24 protein-coding genes and 2 tRNA genes are annotated in these 19,679 nt (G+C 65.3%); 10 read left to right on the top strand and 16 right to left on the bottom strand.

Annotated features, from left to right (window positions below; translation table 11 throughout):
• Positions 1 to 23 precede the first annotated feature (23 nt).
• Both ACQKOE_RS07945 and sppA read right to left on the bottom strand, forming a co-directional pair.
• Positions 24 to 108: transfer RNA gene (locus ACQKOE_RS07945), tRNA-Leu, on the bottom strand.
• A gap of 75 nt (positions 109 to 183) precedes the next feature.
• Positions 184 to 2,064 carry a signal peptide peptidase SppA gene (gene sppA / locus ACQKOE_RS07940; RefSeq protein ID WP_427512311.1) on the bottom strand — a complete coding sequence of 627 codons (1,881 nt, stop codon included), beginning with the start codon at positions 2,062 to 2,064 and terminating at the stop codon, positions 184 to 186.
• A 167-nt stretch (positions 2,065 to 2,231) separates the two neighbouring features.
• On the opposite strand from sppA, the gene ACQKOE_RS07935 reads away from it, so the two are divergent.
• Positions 2,232 to 3,224, top strand: a complete 993-nt coding sequence (locus ACQKOE_RS07935; protein ID WP_427512310.1) for an aspartate carbamoyltransferase catalytic subunit — start codon at positions 2,232 to 2,234, stop codon at positions 3,222 to 3,224.
• The gene (locus ACQKOE_RS07930) at positions 3,221 to 4,456 is read left to right on the top strand and encodes a dihydroorotase (RefSeq protein WP_427512309.1); all 1,236 of its coding nucleotides are present in this window, start codon (positions 3,221 to 3,223) and stop codon (positions 4,454 to 4,456) included. The genes ACQKOE_RS07935 and ACQKOE_RS07930 overlap by 4 nt, the downstream gene beginning before the upstream one ends.
• 2 nt (positions 4,457 to 4,458) lie before the next feature.
• On the opposite strand, the gene ACQKOE_RS07925 is transcribed toward ACQKOE_RS07930, so the two are convergent.
• From ACQKOE_RS07925 to ACQKOE_RS07915, 3 genes are read right to left on the bottom strand one after another with little or no spacing between them, the layout of a single operon-like run.
• Positions 4,459 to 5,871, bottom strand: coding sequence for an SPOR domain-containing protein (locus tag ACQKOE_RS07925; protein ID WP_427512308.1), 1,413 nt, complete (start codon positions 5,869 to 5,871; stop codon positions 4,459 to 4,461).
• Positions 5,872 to 5,893: 22 nt separating this feature from the next.
• A complete protein-coding gene (locus ACQKOE_RS07920; RefSeq protein WP_374590634.1) occupies positions 5,894 to 6,376 on the bottom strand; it encodes a hypothetical protein in 483 nt (160 codons plus the stop codon).
• A gap of 15 nt (positions 6,377 to 6,391) precedes the next feature.
• Positions 6,392 to 7,111: an AAA family ATPase gene (locus ACQKOE_RS07915; RefSeq protein ID WP_374590636.1), complete on the bottom strand. Its 720-nt coding sequence runs from the start codon at positions 7,109 to 7,111 to the stop codon at positions 6,392 to 6,394.
• Between the two features lie 248 nt (positions 7,112 to 7,359).
• On the opposite strand from ACQKOE_RS07915, the gene ACQKOE_RS07910 reads away from it, so the two are divergent.
• Genes ACQKOE_RS07910 through bfr form a run of 4 tightly spaced genes read left to right on the top strand, consistent with a single transcriptional unit; the run spans position 7,360 to position 10,410 of the window.
• Positions 7,360 to 8,388: an SPOR domain-containing protein gene (locus ACQKOE_RS07910; protein WP_427512307.1), complete on the top strand. Its 1,029-nt coding sequence runs from the start codon at positions 7,360 to 7,362 to the stop codon at positions 8,386 to 8,388.
• 9 nt (positions 8,389 to 8,397) lie between these two features.
• Positions 8,398 to 9,621, top strand: coding sequence for a DUF418 domain-containing protein (locus ACQKOE_RS07905; protein WP_427512306.1), 1,224 nt, complete (start codon positions 8,398 to 8,400; stop codon positions 9,619 to 9,621).
• 58 nt (positions 9,622 to 9,679) lie between these two features.
• Positions 9,680 to 9,877 (top strand): (2Fe-2S)-binding protein, encoded by a 198-nt coding sequence (locus ACQKOE_RS07900; protein ID WP_374590643.1) that lies wholly within the window; start codon positions 9,680 to 9,682, stop codon positions 9,875 to 9,877.
• Positions 9,878 to 9,930: 53 nt separating this feature from the next.
• Positions 9,931 to 10,410, top strand: a complete 480-nt coding sequence (gene bfr, locus ACQKOE_RS07895) for a bacterioferritin (protein ID WP_427512305.1) — start codon at positions 9,931 to 9,933, stop codon at positions 10,408 to 10,410.
• 18 nt (positions 10,411 to 10,428) lie between these two features.
• Here the strand turns inward: bfr and der are convergent, their stop codons facing one another.
• On the bottom strand, positions 10,429 to 11,829 hold the full coding sequence (der, locus tag ACQKOE_RS07890; RefSeq protein ID WP_374590647.1) for a ribosome biogenesis GTPase Der: 1,401 nt from the start codon (positions 11,827 to 11,829) through the stop codon (positions 10,429 to 10,431).
• Between the two features lie 115 nt (positions 11,830 to 11,944).
• Here der and ACQKOE_RS07885 point away from each other — a divergent pair, with 115 nt between their 5' ends.
• The gene (locus ACQKOE_RS07885) at positions 11,945 to 12,565 is read left to right on the top strand and encodes a CHAP domain-containing protein (protein ID WP_427512304.1); all 621 of its coding nucleotides are present in this window, start codon (positions 11,945 to 11,947) and stop codon (positions 12,563 to 12,565) included.
• A gap of 105 nt (positions 12,566 to 12,670) precedes the next feature.
• On the opposite strand, the gene ACQKOE_RS07880 is transcribed toward ACQKOE_RS07885, so the two are convergent.
• Positions 12,671 to 12,958, bottom strand: coding sequence for a DUF3297 family protein (locus ACQKOE_RS07880; RefSeq protein ID WP_427512303.1), 288 nt, complete (start codon positions 12,956 to 12,958; stop codon positions 12,671 to 12,673).
• A gap of 76 nt (positions 12,959 to 13,034) precedes the next feature.
• On the opposite strand from ACQKOE_RS07880, the gene ACQKOE_RS07875 reads away from it, so the two are divergent.
• Positions 13,035 to 13,109 (top strand) — tRNA-Val (locus tag ACQKOE_RS07875).
• A 7-nt stretch (positions 13,110 to 13,116) separates the two neighbouring features.
• On the opposite strand, the gene ACQKOE_RS07870 is transcribed toward ACQKOE_RS07875, so the two are convergent.
• From ACQKOE_RS07870 to ACQKOE_RS07830, 9 genes are all read right to left on the bottom strand, one after another.
• Positions 13,117 to 14,397, bottom strand: coding sequence for a tyrosine-type recombinase/integrase (locus ACQKOE_RS07870; protein ID WP_427512302.1), 1,281 nt, complete (start codon positions 14,395 to 14,397; stop codon positions 13,117 to 13,119).
• 246 nt (positions 14,398 to 14,643) lie between these two features.
• Entirely contained in the window at positions 14,644 to 14,772 is a 129-nt protein-coding gene (locus tag ACQKOE_RS07865; RefSeq protein WP_427512301.1) for a hypothetical protein, read from the bottom strand.
• A 52-nt stretch (positions 14,773 to 14,824) separates the two neighbouring features.
• Positions 14,825 to 15,298: a hypothetical protein gene (locus ACQKOE_RS07860; protein ID WP_427512300.1), complete on the bottom strand. Its 474-nt coding sequence runs from the start codon at positions 15,296 to 15,298 to the stop codon at positions 14,825 to 14,827.
• On the bottom strand, positions 15,298 to 15,675 hold the full coding sequence (locus tag ACQKOE_RS07855) for a hypothetical protein (RefSeq protein WP_427512299.1): 378 nt from the start codon (positions 15,673 to 15,675) through the stop codon (positions 15,298 to 15,300). The genes ACQKOE_RS07860 and ACQKOE_RS07855 overlap by 1 nt, the downstream gene beginning before the upstream one ends.
• Positions 15,668 to 15,931, bottom strand: coding sequence for a hypothetical protein (locus ACQKOE_RS07850; RefSeq protein WP_427512298.1), 264 nt, complete (start codon positions 15,929 to 15,931; stop codon positions 15,668 to 15,670). The genes ACQKOE_RS07855 and ACQKOE_RS07850 overlap by 8 nt, the downstream gene beginning before the upstream one ends.
• Positions 15,924 to 16,475: a hypothetical protein gene (locus ACQKOE_RS07845; protein ID WP_427512297.1), complete on the bottom strand. Its 552-nt coding sequence runs from the start codon at positions 16,473 to 16,475 to the stop codon at positions 15,924 to 15,926. Before ACQKOE_RS07845 ends, ACQKOE_RS07850 begins: the two co-directional genes overlap by 8 nt.
• A gap of 15 nt (positions 16,476 to 16,490) precedes the next feature.
• On the bottom strand, positions 16,491 to 16,727 hold the full coding sequence (locus ACQKOE_RS07840) for a hypothetical protein (RefSeq protein ID WP_427512296.1): 237 nt from the start codon (positions 16,725 to 16,727) through the stop codon (positions 16,491 to 16,493).
• Positions 16,728 to 16,808: 81 nt separating this feature from the next.
• The gene (locus tag ACQKOE_RS07835; protein WP_427512295.1) at positions 16,809 to 17,090 is read right to left on the bottom strand and encodes a hypothetical protein; all 282 of its coding nucleotides are present in this window, start codon (positions 17,088 to 17,090) and stop codon (positions 16,809 to 16,811) included.
• Positions 17,087 to 18,709, bottom strand: coding sequence for a DEAD/DEAH box helicase (locus ACQKOE_RS07830; RefSeq protein WP_427512294.1), 1,623 nt, complete (start codon positions 18,707 to 18,709; stop codon positions 17,087 to 17,089). The genes ACQKOE_RS07835 and ACQKOE_RS07830 overlap by 4 nt, the downstream gene beginning before the upstream one ends.
• 135 nt (positions 18,710 to 18,844) lie before the next feature.
• On the opposite strand from ACQKOE_RS07830, the gene ACQKOE_RS07825 reads away from it, so the two are divergent.
• Positions 18,845 to 19,522 (top strand): ParB/RepB/Spo0J family partition protein, encoded by a 678-nt coding sequence (locus tag ACQKOE_RS07825; RefSeq protein ID WP_427512293.1) that lies wholly within the window; start codon positions 18,845 to 18,847, stop codon positions 19,520 to 19,522.
• Positions 19,509 to 19,676 (top strand): hypothetical protein, encoded by a 168-nt coding sequence (locus tag ACQKOE_RS07820; protein WP_427512292.1) that lies wholly within the window; start codon positions 19,509 to 19,511, stop codon positions 19,674 to 19,676. Before ACQKOE_RS07825 ends, ACQKOE_RS07820 begins: the two co-directional genes overlap by 14 nt.
• Positions 19,677 to 19,679: the final 3 nt, after the last annotated feature.

Genomic DNA, 19,679 nt, shown 5'->3' with positions numbered 1-19,679 from the left:
GCCGGGGGCATTCGGGCGGAACCTGGTGCGGGCGAAGGGACTCGAACCCCCACATCTTTCGATACTGGTACCTAAAACCAGCGCGTCTACCAGTTCCGCCACGCCCGCAAGCCCGACGAAGTGTGAATCAAGGCGTGGCCCTTAGTGGCCACGCGCTGAAAGGGCAAGCATTAGCGCTTCAGGTTAGCGCAGCCCCAGCACGGATGCCGCTTTTGCCAGCCAGCCGGAACCGGTGGGAGCGGTCACGCCGCGCGCCGGAACCGTGCAGTCCAGGCAATAGGCCTGGGCTCCGCGCACCCCACCCAGCCACTGCAATTCCGCCATTGCGCTGGCCAGTCGCGCCCGCTGCTGCACGGCCATCACACCGGCCAGATCGGTCGCCCCGGGTTCGGAACTGTCTTCGTCCTCACCCATCAGGCGTTCCAGCAGCGAGGCATAGGGATCGGCATCGGTGCCATAGAACTGCGGGTGCCACTGCTCCAGCTTGGCCGACTTGGCCGCGAATCCGATTGCGTCGTCCAGCCCGCCGAACTGGTCGACAAGTCCGTTCTGCCGCGCCGTTCCGCCGTCCCAGACGCGGCCCTGCGCCACGGCATCGATCTGCTGCGGGGTCTTGCCGCGCGACTTGGCGACCAGGCCCAGGAAGCGGCCATAATTGTGTTCGATGTTCGACTGGATCATCCGCTCCACTTCGGGCGAGAAGCCGCCGAGGATGTCCGGCTGGCCGGACAGCGGCGTGGTGCCGACCCCGTCGGACTTCACACCGAAATCCGCCAGGGTCTGCTCAAAGCTGGGCAGCAGGGCAAAGATCCCGATGGAGCCGGTGATCGTGCCCGGTTGGGCAAAAATCCGACTAGCCGAGGTCGAGACCCAATAGCCGCCGCTGGCCGCGACATTGCCCATGGACACCACTACCGGGCGCCCCTTGGCCTTGAACCGTTCCAGCGCCAGGCGAATCTGTTCGGAGGCATAGACCGAGCCGCCCGGCGAATCGACGCGCAGGACCAGTGCCTTGGCCCCATCGGTATTCGCCTCGTCGATCAGGCGGGCAATGCGCTCGCCCCCGGCGGTGCCAGGGCCAGCCTTGCCATCGACAATGTTGCCCGCGACCGTGACCACGGCAACGGCATCGCCGGCTTCCTCTTCCGGATGGGCGGCAAGCAGCGTTTCGTAATGGTTGCGCGCGAAGGAACCCGGTGCATCGTCCAGCTTGTCCTCACCGGCCAGCGCCTTGACCCGCTCGCCAAAGGCCACTTCGTCGCCCAGCTTGTCGACCAGGCCGGCAGACAGCGCAGCCTTTGCCGCATCGCCCTGGGCAGCGGCGAGCCAGCCCGCCGGATCGCTCGTCACCAGTTGCAGGTTGGCCTTGGGACGCGCCTTGGCCACGTCGCGCTTCCATTCCTCGAACACGGCGCTCAGCAAGGCGCGGCGCGCTTCCTTCGAGGGTTCGGAGGCCTGGTTGTAGAGATAGGGTTCGACGAAGTCCTTGTAGGTGCCAACGCGGTAGACGTGGACGTTGACCTTGTAGCGCTTCAGCAAGTCGCCAAAGTAGAGGTGGTTGCCGCCCGGCCCCATGATGAAGGTGCCGCCCAGCGGGTGTAGCCACACTTCGCTGGCATGGGCCGCCAGCAGCATCCCATCGTCGGTATAGGCCATGCCATAGGCCAGGACCGGTTTCTTCGCCGCGCGGACCGTGTCCAGCGCCTCGCCGATTTCCTGCAGGTTCACCAGCCCGCCGCCGCCGAACTGCGACAGGTCCAGCGCGACCGCCTTGATCCGGTCGTCCGTCGCGGCCAGTTCAATTGCGCGGACGATATCGCGGGCCTTGTATTCGCGCGGCTGGTCGGCACCGGCAAACAGGTCTTCCAGCGGATCGCGCACCGCTGGTTCTTCCACCACGGTCCCGTGCAGGCGCAGCAGCAGCGCGCCATCCACCATGGTTCCGGCGCTCGGCCGCGTGGTCAGCACGGCATAGAGCGCGAAGAAGAACAGCAGCATGAACAGCAGGACGAGCCCGTCCTTGATCGCAACCAGGAAATGCCAAACCTTGCGCGCGAAAACCATGCAGAGACCCTTGAAGTTATCCAGCCACCCATAGGCAGGGCGCAAAAGAATGGCGAGTCTGCTGTCGATAAGCGGCCATGCTGCATCTGCCGGTGACAATTTGGCGGGTGACAAGCCGCACGGTGCGCTTGCCACCTTGGGGCACTGTAGCTAAGGCACCGTCTTCAATGACATCGCCGAACACTCCGCAGTCGGGCCGCTACCCAGCCGGTTCCGCCGCCTTCCCGCACCGCCACCTGACGGGCCTTGCCGGCCTTGCCCCGTGGGAGATCCTGTTCCTGCTGGACGAAGCGGAACAATGGGTCGAACTCAACCGCCAGCCGCAGAAGCGGGCGGACCGCCTCGCCGGCCTGACGATCATTAACGCCTTCTTCGAGAACTCCACCCGCACCCTGCTGTCGTTCGAAATCGCGGGCAAGCGGCTGGGCGCGGACGTGGTCAACATGCAGGTTGCCCAATCGAGCGTGAAGAAGGGCGAAACCCTGATCGACACGGCGATGACGCTGAATGCGATGCACGCCGATGCCATGGTCATCCGCCACCAAAGCTCCGGCGCGGTTGGCCTGATCGCGCAAAAGGTCGATTGCCCGGTGCTCAATGCCGGGGACGGCCAGCATGAGCACCCGACCCAGGGCCTGCTCGACGCGCTGACGATCCGCCACGCCAAGGGCGATTTCGGCGGCCTGCGCGTCACGATCTGCGGCGACATCCTGCACAGCCGCGTCGCGCGCTCCAACATCCATTGCCTGACCACGCTGGGCGCGGAAGTGCGCGTCTGCGCCCCGCCCGCGCTGATGCCGGCCGAGATCGAGGCGCTGAAAGTGACCCCCTATCACGATTTTGACGCCGCGCTGGATGGTGCGGATGTGGTTATGATGCTGCGCCTGCAACAGGAACGGATGAGCGGCCAGTTCATCCCCAGCCCGCGCGAATACCGCCACCTCTATGGCCTGACGCTGGACCGGCTGGCCAAGGCCAAGCCCGATGCGCTGGTCATGCACCCCGGCCCGATGAACCGGGGGATCGAGATAGACAGCAACGTGGCCGACCTGGCGGGCCGCTCCGCCATCACCACCCAGGTGGAAATGGGCGTGGCGATCCGCATGGCCTGCCTGGACGTGCTGACCCGGCGAAGCCGCGGCGTGGAGGGCTGGGCATGAAGACGCTGGCTCCCCTCACCATCATCAATGGCCGCCCGGTCCTGCCCCAGGGCGAACCGCAGCTTGGCGCGGTGCGCTGCGAAGGGGACCGGATCGTTGCGCTTGGCGGCGCGGTCCAACCACAGGACGGAGACCGCGTGCTGGATGCCAAGGGCGCACTGATCGCGCCCGGACTGGTCGACCTGGGCGTGTTCGCGATCGACAAGCCCGCGTTCCACTTTGGCGGGATCACCCGCGCCGCGCTGATGCCGGACCAGGCCACCGTGCTGGACAAGCCCGCCGTCGTGCGCTTCGCCGCGCAGTCGGGCAAGCCGGACCTGTGGGTCCACCCGCTTGCCGCTGCAACGCGCGACCTGGCGGGCGGCGACATTGCCGAACTGGCGCTGATGCGCGATGCCGGGGCGAGGGCCGTGGCCACTGGACGGCACTGGATTGCCGACAGCGGCACGATGCACCGGCTCATGTCCTATTGCGCCATGCTGGGCCTGACAGTCGTCACCCATGCCGAGGACGAGGGGCTGACTGGCAGCGCGGTTGCCACGGCAGGGGAAATGGCCACGCGGCTGGGCCTGCCCTCCGCTCCTGCCGAAGCAGAAGCGCTGGCCGTGGCGCGCGACCTGGCCCTGGCGGAAATGACCGGAGCGCGGCTCCACTTCCGGCAGGTCACCACTCGGGCCGCGCTGGACCTGGTCCGCGCCGCCAAGGCGCGCGGCGTGGCCGTCACCGCCGGAGTAACTCCGGCCCATTTCATGCTGTCGGACGTGGCGCTAGGCGATTTCCGCACCTTCACCCGCCTCTCCCCGCCGCTGCGATCAGAGGCGGACCGGCAAGCCGTGCGCGCGGCATTGGCCGATGGCACGATCGACGTCATTTCCTCCGGCCACGATCCGCGCGGGCCAGAGGACAAGCGTCTGCCCTTCTCCGATGCCGAACCCGGCATGGCGGGGGCGGAAACGCTGCTGCCGCTGACGCTGGGACTGGTGCGCGATGGCGTGTTTGATCTTGCCCGCGCCTTCGCCCTGCTCGCCACCAACCCGGCGCAATTGCTGGGCGTCGATGCCGGCCAGCTGCAAGTGGGCCACCAGGCCGATCTGGCCGTGGTCGATCCGGACAAGCCGTGGATCGTCGATTCGAACAAGATGGCTGCCGCTGCGGGCAACACGCCGTTCGACAAGCAGGGCGTGGAAGGCCGCGTGCTCCACCTGTTCAAGGGCGGAGCCGCAGTCGGCTAAGCTTACTTCCTGCGCGCGGGACCGGCCAGGGCCACGACAGGGGCCTCTGCCGCCGGTGCCTTGCTGGCATAGACCGGAGCATTGGCCGGTTTGCCGGTGATCGCATAGGCAAAGCACATGCCCCCGCGCGCCTTGACCTTGCCGCACAGGCCGCCCGCGCCGCGAAGGTCAAGACCGCCTGCGGCAACCCGCCAATAGGTCTTGCCGCGCACCTTGGCCGAAGTGATGACCATGTTGAAATTGCGCAGTTCCGGGTTGCGGGCGACATATTGCCCCCAGGCGCGGCGTGCGCCCTGCTCGCTGAAGAACGAGCCAAGCTGGACCGCGTGGGACGAACCCTTGGTGATGCTGGCCGTCTGCACGGCTCGCGGCTTGGCCGCCGCGCGCTGCATGGTGCGGCCCGGCGCTCCGGCCAGCGAGGCACTGGCGCGCTTCGCCTTGACCGCCGGGCCATGCCCCGGAAGCGAGGCGGGAACGGACTGGATAACCGGGTTCGATACAAAGGTGATGGCCGGACCGCGCACCGGAGCGGCGGCAACCGGAGCCGGCGCATTGGTGGGCCGGTACTGGCTCAATTCCGCTGCGCTTTCGCTGGCCGGCGGCAATTCGCCATTGGCCGCGACTGCCGGAGCGCTGCGCGGCGCGGTGCTTTCCGCCGCCAGTTGCTGCTGCTCACGGCTGGCCGAAAGCGCCAGCTGTGCGGGCATACCGGCATCGGCACGCAGCGGTGCGCCCAGCAGGCCAGCGACGCGCAGGCGCGAATCTTCCGGCTTGGCGCGGGCGGCCCAGCTGCTGATGCGGGCATCCAGCTTGTCGGCGGGAACGTCCTGAGCGGCCATGAGCCGCGCTTCGCGCCAGCGCCCGTCGAGCGCATAGGCATAGGCCAGGTTCTGGCGCAGCTTCGGCGTGTTTTCACCGCCCCGCAGCGCCTCGACCAGGATCGCCACGCCGCGCGGAGCTTCGCCCGCCATGGCATAGGCCAGTCCAAGGTCCGCCGCCGGAATGGCATCGCGCCAGTCGTTCAGGATGGCCACCGCTTCGCTGTCACGGCCCATGCCGGACTGGGCCAGGGCAAGGGACAGCGCCGTGCGGGCCGAGCTGTCACCCAGCTTCATCGCGTCGTCCAGCGCCTGTGCCGCCGATTCGAACCGCCCGGCGCGCAGATAGGCCTGCCCCAGGATCGCGCGGTAGCTGGGTTCCTGCGGGTTGGCGGCGACCAGATCCTCGCCCAGGCGAATCGCCTTGTCGAACTGCCCGCTGCCCAGCGCCTTGCGTGCTTCGGCCACGATCTTGTCCGGCGCCGGCTTGGCCACGACGGATTCGGGCGAAAGGCTGATCCCCGCGGCCACGGCAATGGCGGCGCAACCGGCCAGACCGAGCGGAAGGACGGTGCGGCGGAGGCGTTTGGACTTCATCGGACGATTCCTTCTGGATCGATCAGTTGTGCGTCTTGGCCAGCTTGCTGGCAATTTCGGCGGCATCGGGAATTTCAGAGAGCAGGCGATCAAGCGCTTCGGTCACCAGCGCCTGGGCACTGCGGCCCTTGATCGTGCAGGCCAGTTTCAGGCGCAAATGCCGTTCGGCATCGAGCCGCAGGGTGAAAGCGGCACGGCGCCCCGCAGCCAGAGCCGGACGGCGCTCGGCGGCAAGCTTGCCGATCAGTTCGCGCTGTTGGCGCACGACGGGCGGAACAATGGCGACAACCGGGATCGAAGCGGCCTGGGGTGCGGCCTGGTGAAGCGGCAGGACTTCCGCGCTGGCAGAGGGTTCCCCCATGTCATTCCAGCCCAGGTCATCCTCTTGCGCATTCACGGGCTGGACCGCCAGGGCGCTCATGGCAGGGCGCATGGCCGGGCGGGCTCCACCCTTGCGGGCCAGCAGCTGCGGGCTGAGCGAAGCGAGCGGTTTGGGATCGGACATGATGCCCGGCCCTCCTTACGAGCCTGCAACCCGGCGGCCGAAACCGCCGCCGCTGCGATTGACACCCTGGATCGACGAAACGCTGGCCGGCGCGGCAAAGACCGTGCGGCGGAAATTCTTTTCGAGCCGGTCCGAAATATAGCTCCACAGCGCGGTCACTTCTCCGGCGCTGCGGCTGTTCGGATCGACTTCCATCACCGTGCGACCGTCGATCATCGAGGCGGCGAAATCGGTGCGGTGGTGCAGGGTGACCGGGGCAACCGTACCGTGCTGCGACAGCGCGACTGCGGCTTCGGAGGTGATCTTGGCCTTGGGGGTGGCCGCGTTGACCACGAAGATCAGCGGCTTTCCGGCGCGTTCGCACAGATCGACCGTAGCGCCCACGGCGCGCAGGTCGTGCGGGCTGGGACGGGTCGGGACGACGATCAGCTCGGCCACGGAAATGACCGACTGGATCGCCATGGTAATCGCCGGCGGGGTGTCGATCACGGCCAGGCGAAAGCCCTGCTGGCGCAGAGTCGCAAGATCCTGGGCAAGGCGCGCCACGGTGGTCTGGGCGAAGGCAGGAAACTCGTCCTCACGCTCGTTCCACCAGTCGGCCAGCGAGCCCTGGGGGTCGATGTCGATCAGGACGACCGGGCCCGCGCCAGCCCGCTGGGCCTGCACGGCAAGGTGCCCGGAAAGGGTCGTCTTACCCGATCCGCCCTTCTGCGATGCCAATGCCAATACTCGCAATGCCGTTCCCCCTTGGAAATTACTCAGCCCGTGCGGACTTCAGGGGGAGATCGCAGATCGTTCCTAATTTTGCGTAAACACTACGGGGCTAGAGGCGATTTCGTCTGCGGGTAAACGCCCTATTCACCTTCACTAAGTTATTGTTTACCATGGGCATTAACCGCAACTTGCGGCACCTGCGGCTATCAGGTGCCTGCAACACTGCAAAAATCCCTAGGTTTGCCTGGTCGCGGCGGAGAATGAATTCGATGGGTTGCAAAGGTTTTGTCACGCTGGCCCTGGCCGCGTCCAGTGTAATGCTCGCCTCGGCGGCGCAGGCCGATACCAAGGCGGGAATCGATGCCTGGGCAGCGGGGAACTATCCCCTGGCAGTGCAGGAATGGCAGGCATCGGTGATCAGCGGCGATGTCATGGCGATGTACCACCTGGGCCAGGCCTATCGCATGGGCAAGGGAACGGCGCAGGACCTGGCCAAGGCAGAAGAACTGTTCCGCCAGGCCGCCGCCCAGGGCCACGCCGCTTCGGCTGACTATTACGGCCTGCTGCTGTTCAACCGGGGCGAGAAGAAGCAGGCGATGCCCTATCTTCAGACCGCCGCCAATCGCGGCGATGCGCGCGCGCAGTATCTGCTGGGCCTCGCCTATTTCAACGCCGACACGGTGGAACGCGACTGGCCGCGTGCCTATGCCCTGGTCAACCTGGCGCGCAAGCAGGGGCTGGAGCAGGCGACCAGCGCGCTGCAACAGATCGACAGCCATATTTCCGCGGAACAGCGGGAACAGGGCCTGGCCCTGTCCACCGAACTGCAGGCCAGGATCGATGGCAAGTCTCCGGCACGCGTGGCATCGTCCGGCCCTGCCCCCGCCGTGGCCGGAGTACCGAAGCAGCGCCTGCCCGATCCGGAACGCAAGGCCCCGGCCACCAAGCCCGCCGCCGCCAAGGTGGCCAAGGCGGAAGCCGCGCCCGCTCCCGCAGCGCCAAAGGCAGCAACAAAGGCAAAGCCAGTGGCTGCGTCAAAACCTGCCGCTGCGCCCAAAGCCGCCGCAACCGGCCCGTGGCGCGTGCAGCTGGGCGCCTTCAGCCAGGCCGCCAATGCCAATGCCATGTGGAACCGGGTCAAGAATCGCCCCGAACTGGCGGGCCATCCGCGCATCAACTCCGCCGTGGGCAGTGCAACCCGTTTGCAGGCCGGGGGCTTCCCCAGCCGCGCCGCCGCGATGGAAGCCTGTGCACGGTTGAAAGCGGGGGGCTTCGACTGCTTGCCGGTTTCTGGTTAACTCCGCCGGGTGGAGCAACTTTCCCGGATTCGCACGCTTGACCTGATCCGCGGGATTGCCGTGCTGGGCATCCTGACCGTCAACGTCGGCAGCTTTGCCGGGCCGGCATCCGGGCTCTATTCCCCCAACCTGCCGCACGCGGGCAGCACGCTCGACAATTGGGCCTTCGCCTTTCGCCTGGTCTTTCTTGAAGGCAAGATGCGGGCGCTGTTTTCGATCCTGTTCGGAGCCAGCCTGCTGCTGTTCGTGGAGCGGCGGGAGGCTGTGGGCTGCGATGGAGAGGGATTGCAACTGCGCCGCCTGCTCTGGCTCGCGCTGTTCGGCTATCTGCACTTCGTGCTGTTCTGGGATGGCGATATCCTGTTCCTTTACGCCTGCGTCGGGCTGGGCGCGCTGATCCTGCGCCGCGCGCAACCGAAAGCGATGATCGTCCTGGCACTGGCCACTTTCACGCTGTGGCAAGCGTGGGGCGCGGCAACCTGGGTGCCGAGCGTCAGCCGCGAGGCGCGGGTCATGGCGGGCACTGCAACGCCCAAGGAAACGGCGGAGCATCGCCGGATCATTGCCGACTACCGCGCGGAGGACCGCGCCGACGCGGCTGCCACGCTGTCCGGTTTTACTAGCGAAGTCCGCTCCCGCCTCTCCGAGCGTCCCGACTACCCGCTGACCATGGTCGCCTACAACTGGGGCGAAGCGCTAAGCTATATGCTGATCGGCATGGCCCTGCTGCGCAGCGGATTCTTCTCCGGCGCATGGAACGCCGTGCCACTGCGGGCGCTGGCCCTCGGCGGAGCGGCGGCAGGCCTGACGCTGACCCTGGCCTTCGCCAGCTGGGCGCACCCGCGCGGCTATCCCGAACTCGCGATGCATATGGCGCTGGGCTATGGCCTGGGCATTCCGCACTTGCTGACGGCGCTCGGTTATCTGGCCCTGCTGGTCATGGCCGCGCCGCGCCTGCTGGCCAGCCGTCTTGGCCTGCGCCTGGAAGCGGCGGGCAAGACCGCTTTCACCAATTACCTCGGCTCTACCTTGCTGATGTGCGCCCTGTTCAGCGGCTGGGGCCTTGGCCTATTCGGACAGTTCAGCACGGTGCAGCAGATTCCGTTCGTCCTGCTTGCCTGGGCCGTCATGCTGGGCTGGAGCCAGCCCTGGCTGGCCCGGTTCCGCCACGGCCCGCTGGAATGGCTGTGGCGCTGCCTGGCCGAATGGCGCGTGAAATCGCTCCACCGCTAGTTGCTATTGCGACCCATTCGCATTATATCGGGCTTCGACTCGTTCGGAGAACCCCGCGATGTACGTCTGCATCTGCAATGCCATCCGTGAATGCGAACTGCGCGAAGCGGCGCGCACGGTGCCGGGCGATGCCGACGCGGTCTATGCCGCGCTGGGCAAGACCCCGCAGTGCGGCCAGTGCCTTGACGACGCCGCGATGATCCTGATCGAGGAACGCGAAAAGCTGAAATCCGGCGCCCTGATCCCGGCCAGCTGACTTGCCGATAAGCCTTTGTGCGCGCATATTGCTGGCGCACAAAGGAGGCCACCATGCAAGGCGATCCCCAGGTCATCGATTTCCTCAACAAGGCCCTGCTCAACGAGCTGACGGCCATCAACCAGTACTGGCTGCATTACCGGATGCTGGACAACTGGGGCGTCAAGAAACTGGCCGCGTTCGAACGGCACGAATCCATCGACGAGATGAAGCACGCCGACCAGCTTGCCGATCGCATCCTGTTCCTGGGCGGCCTGCCCAACTTCCAGTCGCTAGGCCGCCTGCGGGTGGGCGAGAATGTCGAGGAGATCCTCAAGGCCGACCTCGCGCTGGAAAACGACGCGATCCCCCTGCTGAAAGAGGCCATCGCCCACTGCGAGGCGGTGCGCGACTTCGTCAGCCGCGATCTGTTCGCGAAGATCCTCGAAAGCGAGGAACACCACGTCGACGAGCTGGAAAAGCAGTTCGAAATGATCGAGCGGATGGGCCTGCAGAACTACATCCAGCTCAACAGCGAGCCGGTGGGAAGCTGACGCTCCCCGCACTCCGGCCTAGTTCTTGAACGGGTTCTTGGGGCTGCGCAGCGTCAGGCGCACAGGCACGGCATCAAAGCCCAGGTCGCGGCGGATGCCGTTCACCAGATAGCGCTGATAGCTCATCGGCAGGTCATCCAGCCGGGTGCCGAACAGGACAAAGCCCGGCGGGCGAGTCTTGGCCTGGGTGATATAGCGCAGCTTGATCCGCTTGCCGCCGGGCGCGGGCGGCGGGTTCTTGGCCAGGGCCTCATCGAACCAGCGGTTGAGCAGAGCGGTGGGCACCCGCTTGGACCATGCGGCGCGAATATCGAACGCGACCTTGATCAGCGTATCCAGCCCCTTGCCAGTCCGCGCCGACACGGTCAGCACAGGCAAGCCCTTCACCTGGCTCAGCCCGTCGTCCAGCGCGGTCTTGATCCCGTTGAACAGGGTCGAGGCATCCTCTGCCGCGTCCTTGCCAGCCACGTCCCACTTGTTGATCGCAATGATCAGGGCGCGGCCTTCTTCCAGCACGAGCGAGGCGATCTTGAGGTCCTGATGCTCCAGCCCGCGCGTTGCATCCAGCAGCAGCACCACGACTTCGGCAAAGTCCACCGCATGGCGCGCATCGGCCACGGCCAGCTTTTCCAGCTTGTCCGTCACCTGCGCCTTCTTGCGCATCCCCGCCGTGTCGATCAGCCGCACCGGGCGCTTTTCACCGCTGTCGGGGTCGGTCCATTCCCAGTCGATCGCAATCGAATCGCGGGTAATTCCCGCCTCCGGCCCGGTCAGCAGGCGATCTTCCTTGAGGAAGGCGTTGATCAGCGTGGACTTGCCCGCATTGGGCCGCCCGACGATGGCCAGCTTGAGCGGCGCCTTGTTCAGCGCCTCCTCGTCCTCTTCATCGAACGGTTCGAATTCGTCTTCCTGGGGCTGCTTCGGTTCCAGCAGCGGCAGCAAGGCTTCAAACAGGTCGCCCATCCCGGTGCCATGCTCGGCCGAAAACGGGATCGGATCGCCAAAGCCCAGCGAGAAGGCTTCATAGACCCCGTGGTCCGCCGACTTGCCTTCGGCCTTGTTGGCCACCAGCACCACCGGCACCGTGCTTTCGCGCAGATAGCGGCCGATTTCCTCGTCCAGCGGCGTGATCCCGGCGCGGGCATCGACCACGAACAGCGCCACATCGGCCCCGACCAGCGAAGCCTCGGTCTGCTGGCGCATCCGTCCGGGGAGCGAACTGGGGTCCTCGTCCTCCCACCCGGCGGTATCGACCACGGTGAAGTCCAGCCCCAGCAGGTGCGCCTCGCCAAAACGGCGGTCGCGCGTCACGCCCGGCTGATCGTCGACCAGGGCCAGCTTCTTGCCGACCAGCCGGTTCCACAGCGTGGACTTGCCGACGTTGGGACGGCCAATGATGATTACCTGGGGAAGCGCCATGTTTTGCCCACTGCGCCGAAGCGCGATTTTTTGCAAGGTTTCCCGCGAATCCTTGGCTTGACGTTAACCACTGCCGGAAAACGCGTCCTAACCCGGCAATGGCAAAAGCCGCGCCATGATCCAGCGTGTGATCCTGCTTGCAAGCCTGTGTGCCATCGCTGCCGCCAGTCCGGCAGCGGCACGGATGTCCTTGCCCAGCCGCGCCGAAGTGGAAGAAGCTTCGCGCCCCGGCCTGCCGTCGTACCTGCAATGCGTACCCTATGCCCGGCAACTCACCGGCATCCAGATCTTTGGCGACGCCCACACCTGGTGGGACCAGGCCGAGGGCCGCTATGCCCGCGGTTTCAAGCCCAGGGCCGGTGCCGTCATGGCCTTTCGCCCGCACGGCAATTCCACCCTGGGCCATGTCGCCGCAGTCAGCAAAGTGATCGACAAGCGCACGATCTTGGTCAGCCACGCCAACTGGAGCCCGATCGAAGGGCGACGCGGCCAGATCGAGGACAACGTCAAGGTGGTCGACGTCTCCCCGGACAACGACTGGAGTGCCGTTCGCGTCTGGTACGCGCCCCTGCAAGCGCTCGGCACCGCGCACTGGCCGGTCGAAGGCTTCATCTATCCCGCAGCGCCGACGAAGGCCGAAACGCCGCAGCGCACGCCGATTCGCCTGGCGGACGCGAGCCGGACCAAGCCAGGCGACCCCATTGCGGCGATCATCCAGCGCAAGATGCGGTGGTAGCCGCGAGCAATAGCACCCGTACGCCCCACTCACCCTGAGCCTGTCGAAGGGTGAATGGTTTACGCGGACCCGGCTTCGACAAGCTCGGCCTGAGCGGCGTCTGGATCAAGCCTTCGCGACAGGCGCGCCTTCGCCCAGGTCTTCGTACCAGGCTTCGACCGGGCCGTTCAGCTTGATCGTCAGCGGCTGGCCGCGGCGGTCCATGGTCTTGCCCGCCTGAACCCGCACCCAGCCTTCGGAAATGCAATATTCCTCGACATTGGTGCGGACCGCGCCCTTGAAGCGGATGCCGATGCCGCGCATCAGCTTTTCCTCGTCGAAATAGGGGCTGCGCGGGCTGATTGCCAGGCGGTCGGGCGGCAGGTCGGGGCCGGAAACGGTTTCTTCGCTCATGCCCTGCGCACTAGCCTGCTTTCTGCCCTTGTCAATTCGCCCGCGGCCCTCTAATGGCCCGTCTCCCAGCGGGAATGGGCGCGTAGCTCAGCGGTAGAGCACACCCTTCACACGGGTGGGGTCACAGGTTCAATCCCTGTCGCGCCCACCATTCCAAGTCACTGATTTGGAATGTTTTCCTTCCCCACTACACGGTATCCTTCCCCCTTCTTCCCGACCTGAGTGGTCAGCAAGTGGTCAGCAGCGAAGATTTTGGCCCGCCGCGCAGTGTCGAGCCAGATCAGTTCGAGACCCTTGACGACCTTGCCCATGCGGTCAGGACGATACTTCGCGTAGATGCGGCTGGTGCGCGCCAGGTCGAGCCCGCCGGCGTGTCCGAGCATTTCAGCAATCTGGCGTTCGGGCACCCAATCCATTTCGTAGAGCCAGGTCGCCACGGTGTAGCGGATGGTCTTGGCCTCGACGTCGTCGGAGAGCCCCAGCACCTTGCGCATCTTGCGCCATGAGGTGCGCGTCCCGCCGACCGGCTTGCCGCCCTCCTCGATCCACGCCTGCAGGACGGGGCGCACCGGACGCACCGCCGGGATGATGGCGTTGCGCTTCTTGGTCTGGGGCGCCTCGTCGGGCTGGAGGTCGATCAGGTTGCTGCGCGGGTCGAACTGGGTGGTCGGCGTGAACGCGGCCGCCGCCATCGGCCGCACGCTGGTCAGCATCTGCAGGACCACGAAGCGGAACATCCGCGGGAAGTGATACGAATACCACAGGATGCGGGCAAGCTCGTCCGGGGTGAGGATGCGGTCCTTGTGCTTGGACTTGTAGCGCCGGTCGATGTCCCGGATCTTCGGCACCTGGCTGATGCGCATGTTGTCGTAGGCATGGTTCATCGCCGCGCGGACATCGTTGATGTTGCGCTGGACGGTGGCACCCGACACGCCCGGCGATTCGTAAGGCTCGTTGTCCTCGCCCCACGGCACCTGGAACCAGTGCTCGCCCATCCGCCATTCGCGGAAGCGCTCGAACAGCACCGGGGTCAGATCGGTCACGACCGCCTCGACGCTCACCACGTCCTGCGCGATGAAGCCGATGAAGGTCCGTATCGAACGGGCTGTCTGGTCATTGTTGATGGCTTGCGAGCCGCGCTCGCGCCAATAGGTCATCAGCAGATCGACGACCCTGGCTTCCGTCGGGGCCTTGCGCACCAGGCCGCGCTCGACGGCAAAGTGGTGCTCAATCTTCTCGATCGCCTCGTCTAAACATTCCGTAGCTGTGCTCCGATAGACGACAGATCGGGAGCCTTTCTTGTAGCTGGCGATTTGCCAGTATGGCGAGCGGCCGTCGCGGCGCTTCGTGAGCCAGTAGTCTCCGACCGCGTGGGGCGAGAGGTCTCGCTCGGTGAGGGGTTCGGTTCGTTGCTGGTGGGCTTCGTGCCGGGTAGCCATTTCGCCTTGAGCTCCTGTGCTTCTAGTTCCGCTAGTGTGTCATACACTCCGCATAGAACGAGCTCCTGAAGCTGCTCGGGCGTTAGCGTCAAGCCCCGGCCGGCGGCAAGCGAGCGGCGGAACTTCGAGGCAATCTTGGAAATCACAGTGCTCATCCCTGCGTCGTGGTAACTGAGGCTGTGTCAGTTAGCACAAACGCAGGGCGGGTCAAGTGGGCAAACGCAGGTGTGTCAGCAAGCATGCGGCTTACTTGACGCACTCGGCGGCAGACTTGTGGTTGTTCACCTGGTCGCGGACGCAGTTGTAGAACGCGCGCAGCGTGTTGTAGCGCACCGCCAGCACCCCATACTTCTGGGTGTCGGTCGCGCTGGTCACCGCCAGCGTCCCCATGGTCCCATCAGGCAGCTGACCGAGCGGCTCGGCGTCCTTATCGAGTTCGCCCTGGAGCGCTGGCAGCGACAGTGCGATCGACGGCGTCGCGGGCTTGGTTGAGGTCGTTGAGCACGCCGTCAGAGACAGCGCAGTCGCTATAGCGAGGATCGGTGTAAACTTCACGGGTAACCCTTTCGATGGTGGGCGCGGTGGTGCGGATGATCTGGGTGACGCGGCCATCGGCGAGCTTGCCCAGGCTCACCGACATCTGGGCCAGCGCCTCGTTGTCGCTCTTGATCTGGGCGTCGAGCTTGGCGCGCTCGGCAGCGAACGCCTGTTCGGCCGCCGCCCTGCCCTCGGCCCGCGAATCCTTGATCAGGTCGTTGCGCCAGGAAACGAAGGCGAACAGCGCAGCCCCGCCGATGATGATCGCGGCGCCGCCGGCGAGCAGGGTCTTGCGGTGCTTGAGGAAGAACGCCGACGCCTTGGGGAAGCGCAGCGCGAGCGAAAGCAGGAAGCCAAGCGGCATCAGTTGAGTGTCCTTTCGACGAGGTGGGGCAGCTGATCGGCGCGGCGCAGCGCTTCGTGCAGCACGTAGAGGCCATCAGCGAGGGCGTTAGCGAGGTCAGTGTCTTCCTCGACGTGGAAGCGGATCGCCGGGCGCTCGGTCTTGGGGTCAACCAGGAGCAGCATTTCGATCACGTCGGAAGCGGCCAGGCTGATCGCCTTGCCCTCGGCGACCTCACCGTGGAGCGCTTCGTTCTCGTCCAGGAGCTCGTTGCACTCGTTGTTCTTGCGTTCGAGCGCCTCGGTCAGCTGCTTGCACATGTCTACCAGTTCATCGACCAGTTCGACGGTCGCCTTGTCGAGCCCGCGCCGGGTGAACAGCTTGAGGGTTTTAAGCATCGAGTTTCTCCTGGATGTCCTGCGCTTCCATGAGCGCGCGGCGACTCATCATCAGGAACAGGTTGCGGGCGGTGGCCGGGTCGCGGTGACAGCGCAGCAGCGCTTCAAAGCGGCCGAAGTGTTCGAGCGCGAGGATCGCGACGGTTTCGTCAAAGCTCTCCTCGTCGTGGCCGGCGTGGGCCTCGATCACCTTGATGTCGGCCATCAGCATGTCGTGGGCAAACGCCGCTGCCAGCTGGGCGCGGGTGTCATCCATGGGAAAGCTCCAGGTATTCGGCGACCGCGGCGAGCACCTTGGCGCGCAGGTCTTCGAGGGTGCCGTCGTTGATGATGGTGTGGGTTACGGCCGCCGCGTCATACTGGTCGAAGTCGTAGGGCGACTCCGGCTTGCGCGGGTCGCGGATCTCCAGAACGATCCCGCCGAAGCCGGCGTAGACGTGGCCCTGGGTGCGGCGCACCGAGCCGAAGCTCACCGGGGTCATGTCGCCCTCCGCGAGGACCAGATCGACCGCACGCTTGGCCCAGTGGCCAGGGTCGGTGTCTTCGTATTCCTTGCCGATCAGGCCGAGCGCTTCGCGCACTTCCATGTCACGGCCAAAAGCGTGGCAGATTTCGAGCTTGCCTTCCTGGGTGCTGACCTGCTCCCAGGTCAGGCCGAAGCGCCCCATGCCTTCGAGGCGGATCGGCAGGCCGTCGTCGAGCGGGCGAACGCCCAGTTCTTCGAGCATGGACTGCACCGTGCTCTTGCCGTGCTTGGGGTGGCCACACAGAGCAATGATCTTGGGGGTGTGAAAGAACACGGTGCAGTCTCCCGCTCAGTCGAGCATCGTGTTGAGGTTGCTCGCCAGGCGGCCGGCCTTGGCAGCGCGTTCACGCGCGTCGCGGGCCTTGTAGGTCAGATCCTGGGCCTGGATTTCCAGCTTCAGAGCTTCATCGTGCTGCTTGCGTTCGGCAGCCTGCAGCTTGGTGATGAACCCGGTCAGCACGGACACCAGGGTGTCCACGGTAGCGGTCGGCAGCAAAGCTGCGACGATGGTTGCAATGAACTTCATGAAATGCCCTATTGGTCGTTTGCGATGGTGTATGTGTAGCAACACACACGCACAAAAGCAACCAAAAAGCTGGGCTGCGGCTTACTTCATCAAGTCCCGGATCATGGCGCGCTCGTCTTCGGTCAGCTTGTCCATGTTGCGCAGCAGGGCGCGCACGGGCTTGGGCAGCCGCTCGACCGCTTCGTCCTGCTCGGCGATGATCCGCGCGATCTCTTCCTCGGGCATGTAGAGCAGGCACGCCGAAACGATGTCGGAGAGCCGGCAGTCATGCTTGGCTTTCAGTTCCTGGGCGCGGTCCCACGCCGCGGCAGAGACCTTGGTGGTGACCGTCTTGAGGGACAGGTCGATCGGGAGACGCTTCATGCCGCAGCCTTGATTTGGGGCCTGAAGCCCAGTCCGATGTAGTCGAAGTCGGCATTACCGCGCAGAATGCCGACGTCAAATCCTGGTGTGGATTCAACGATCGCCCGGCGCTGCTTGGCATGCTTGATCGTGTGCTTGTTGTAGCCGTCCTCGAAGTCGAGGATAAACGCATAGTTCGGCATGTTCTTCTTGCCGCGCAGCGCACGGCCGATACGCTGACGGTGCGTGACCTCGGCCTTGCCGCCACCCAGAATGACCAGCAGACCGATCGAGGGCACGTCAACGCCGACGTCGAGAATGGTCGAGCCGATCAGGTAGTGGTATTCCCCGCTGGCCAGCTTCCTGAGCGCTTCCTCGCGCTTGGCCTTGTCGCTGTCCCCGTAGATGTAGGTGCCCTTCAGCCCGAACTGCTTGAGCATGTTGTGGACGATGGTGCCGTGTTTCTTGCGCTTGACCAGGATCAGCGAGGACAGGCCGAACTTGCTGGCCCGGATCACCTCGGCGCAGGCATGCTTGTTGCGCGCCAGGTTCTCGACCACGCCGATTTCCTCGGCCTTCTGCCAGGCGGTGGTGCGGCGCAGGGTCGGCGGCACCGGGACGCGCACGAACTTGAAGATCGGCTGGGCGAGAATGCCTGCGTCGATCAGCTGCTTCTCCGACACCTCGATGCGGATCGGGCCGAACATCGCGACGAGCCGCACGTTGCTTTCCCCATCGCGCATCAGCGGGGTCGCGGTCAGCGCGAGCCGGTAGTGCGCCTTGCGCATCGCCTTGCAGACTTCGTAGTAGCTGTTGCCGCCCGCTTCATGGGCTTCCTCGGCGATCAGGAACTCGACGCTGTCGCAGAACGCGCGCACTTCCTTGTAGCGGTCTTCCCAGCGCTGCCGGGCATTGTCGATCTCGGCCTGGCTCACACCCAGCGGCGGGCTGAACGGCGATAGCCGGTCGGCAAGCGACTGGACCATGCACAGCACGACGTCGCCGCTGGTGTCCCAGGTGCCATCGCCGATGTAGCTGCACTTCATGGGGCGCAGCGAGCCTGAAATCTGATCACCCAGCCTGGCCAGCAGTTCCTTGTCCGACAGGGTGCGCAGCACCTTGCGCTCGGCCTCGGAAAGCGCTTCGCCCATCTGGTAGAGCAGCACCTGGCGGGTGGTGACGAACGCGGTCTTGCGGCCGATCCGGGTGATGCACAGCGCGGCAATGCGCGACTTGCCCCCACCGGTCGCGACGCGGGCGATGAAGCTCCCGTGCTTCTCAAGGGTGCGCACGGTCTTGAACTGGTATTCTCGGTTCGGGTCGAGCGGGAAATCGTCGATCAGCGCTTCGCCGTTGACCGGCATCGGCCCCAGCGGCGCGGGCAGCGGGGCACGCAGCATCTGGACCTCGAAGCCGCGCTGCTGCAACACCGCGATGGCGGTGGGCACGAAGCCCGAAGGAAACTTGCCGGTGTTCCAGTCGTAGAGCGACGAGCGCCCATCCCACCCGCCGGCGCCCATGTGTTCATGTCCCTCGACAATGAACGACATGGCGTCCGACAGCGCGAGCTTGGTCGGGTCATCGAGGCCGGTGATCTGGGAGACCACCGGCGAGGTCAGCAGTTGCACAATTTTCTTCACAAGAAGCATATTACCGATTTTGTTTAAGAAGGTAAAGAGCAAGCTAGTTTTATATTACCATTTTCGTGCAAGGTTTTTGCTTTTCCAAGGAGGCGAAATCGGCTATAATGCCTGCGAAAGTGAGAATTTAAGGCTATGAAATTCGAAGAACTTGACCCGCGCAGCATCGAGCCCAGCCCGTGGAATGCGAACGTGGTCAGCCATGAGAATGAGGAGAAGCTGCGCGCCTCGATCGAGCGCCACGGCATGTTCAAGCCGATCCTCGTGCGAGTTCTCGACAACGGCGCGATCCAGTGCATCGGCGGCTGGCACCGCTGCGAGCAGGCGATCGAACTCGGCTACGCCAAAGTCCCGGTGGTCAACCTCGGGGCGATTGACGACGAGCGCGCCAAGGAGATCAGCCTGGCCGACAACGCCCGCTACGGGATCGACGACACCCTGAAGCTCTCGGGGCTGCTCGAAGACCTCGACGCCAGCGTGGTCGCCTCGATCATGCCCTGGACCCACCGCGACATCGAAGCCCTCACCGCCTCGATCGCGGTCAACATCGACGACCTCGACCTCGACCCCAATATCGACCTGACCGGCGGCGACGAGGACGATGAGCGCGAGGCCCCTGCCCCCAAGGCACCCAAGACCCACCAGCTGCTCAAGTTCCGCGTCCCGATTGGCGATGCCCAGCGGATCAGCGCCCTGATCGCCGAGACGATGCGCGAGGAAGGGTTTACCGCTGCCGACGACATGAGCAATGCCGGCGAGGCCCTGGCCTACCTCCTGCTCAACGAAAGCGAGGACGCCGATGCCGTTTCTTGATTTCGGCGATGACGATGAGGAAGTCGAACTGAAGTTCGATGACTGTGCCACCTGCAAGTTCCTCACCAAGCTAAAGATTTGCGGACAATGCGACAGCGGCGAGTTCTTCGAGGAACTCGACCCGGAAGGCATTGACGCTCTGTTTCGGGATTAAGTG

Origin of the sequence: Novosphingobium sp. NPDC080210 (genome assembly GCF_050281025.1) — a bacterium.
In the GTDB taxonomy this organism is placed as follows: domain Bacteria; phylum Pseudomonadota; class Alphaproteobacteria; order Sphingomonadales; family Sphingomonadaceae; genus Novosphingobium.
The sequence above is the reverse complement of the archived record's forward strand: the minus strand, read 5'-3'. Positions and strand labels throughout refer to the sequence as shown.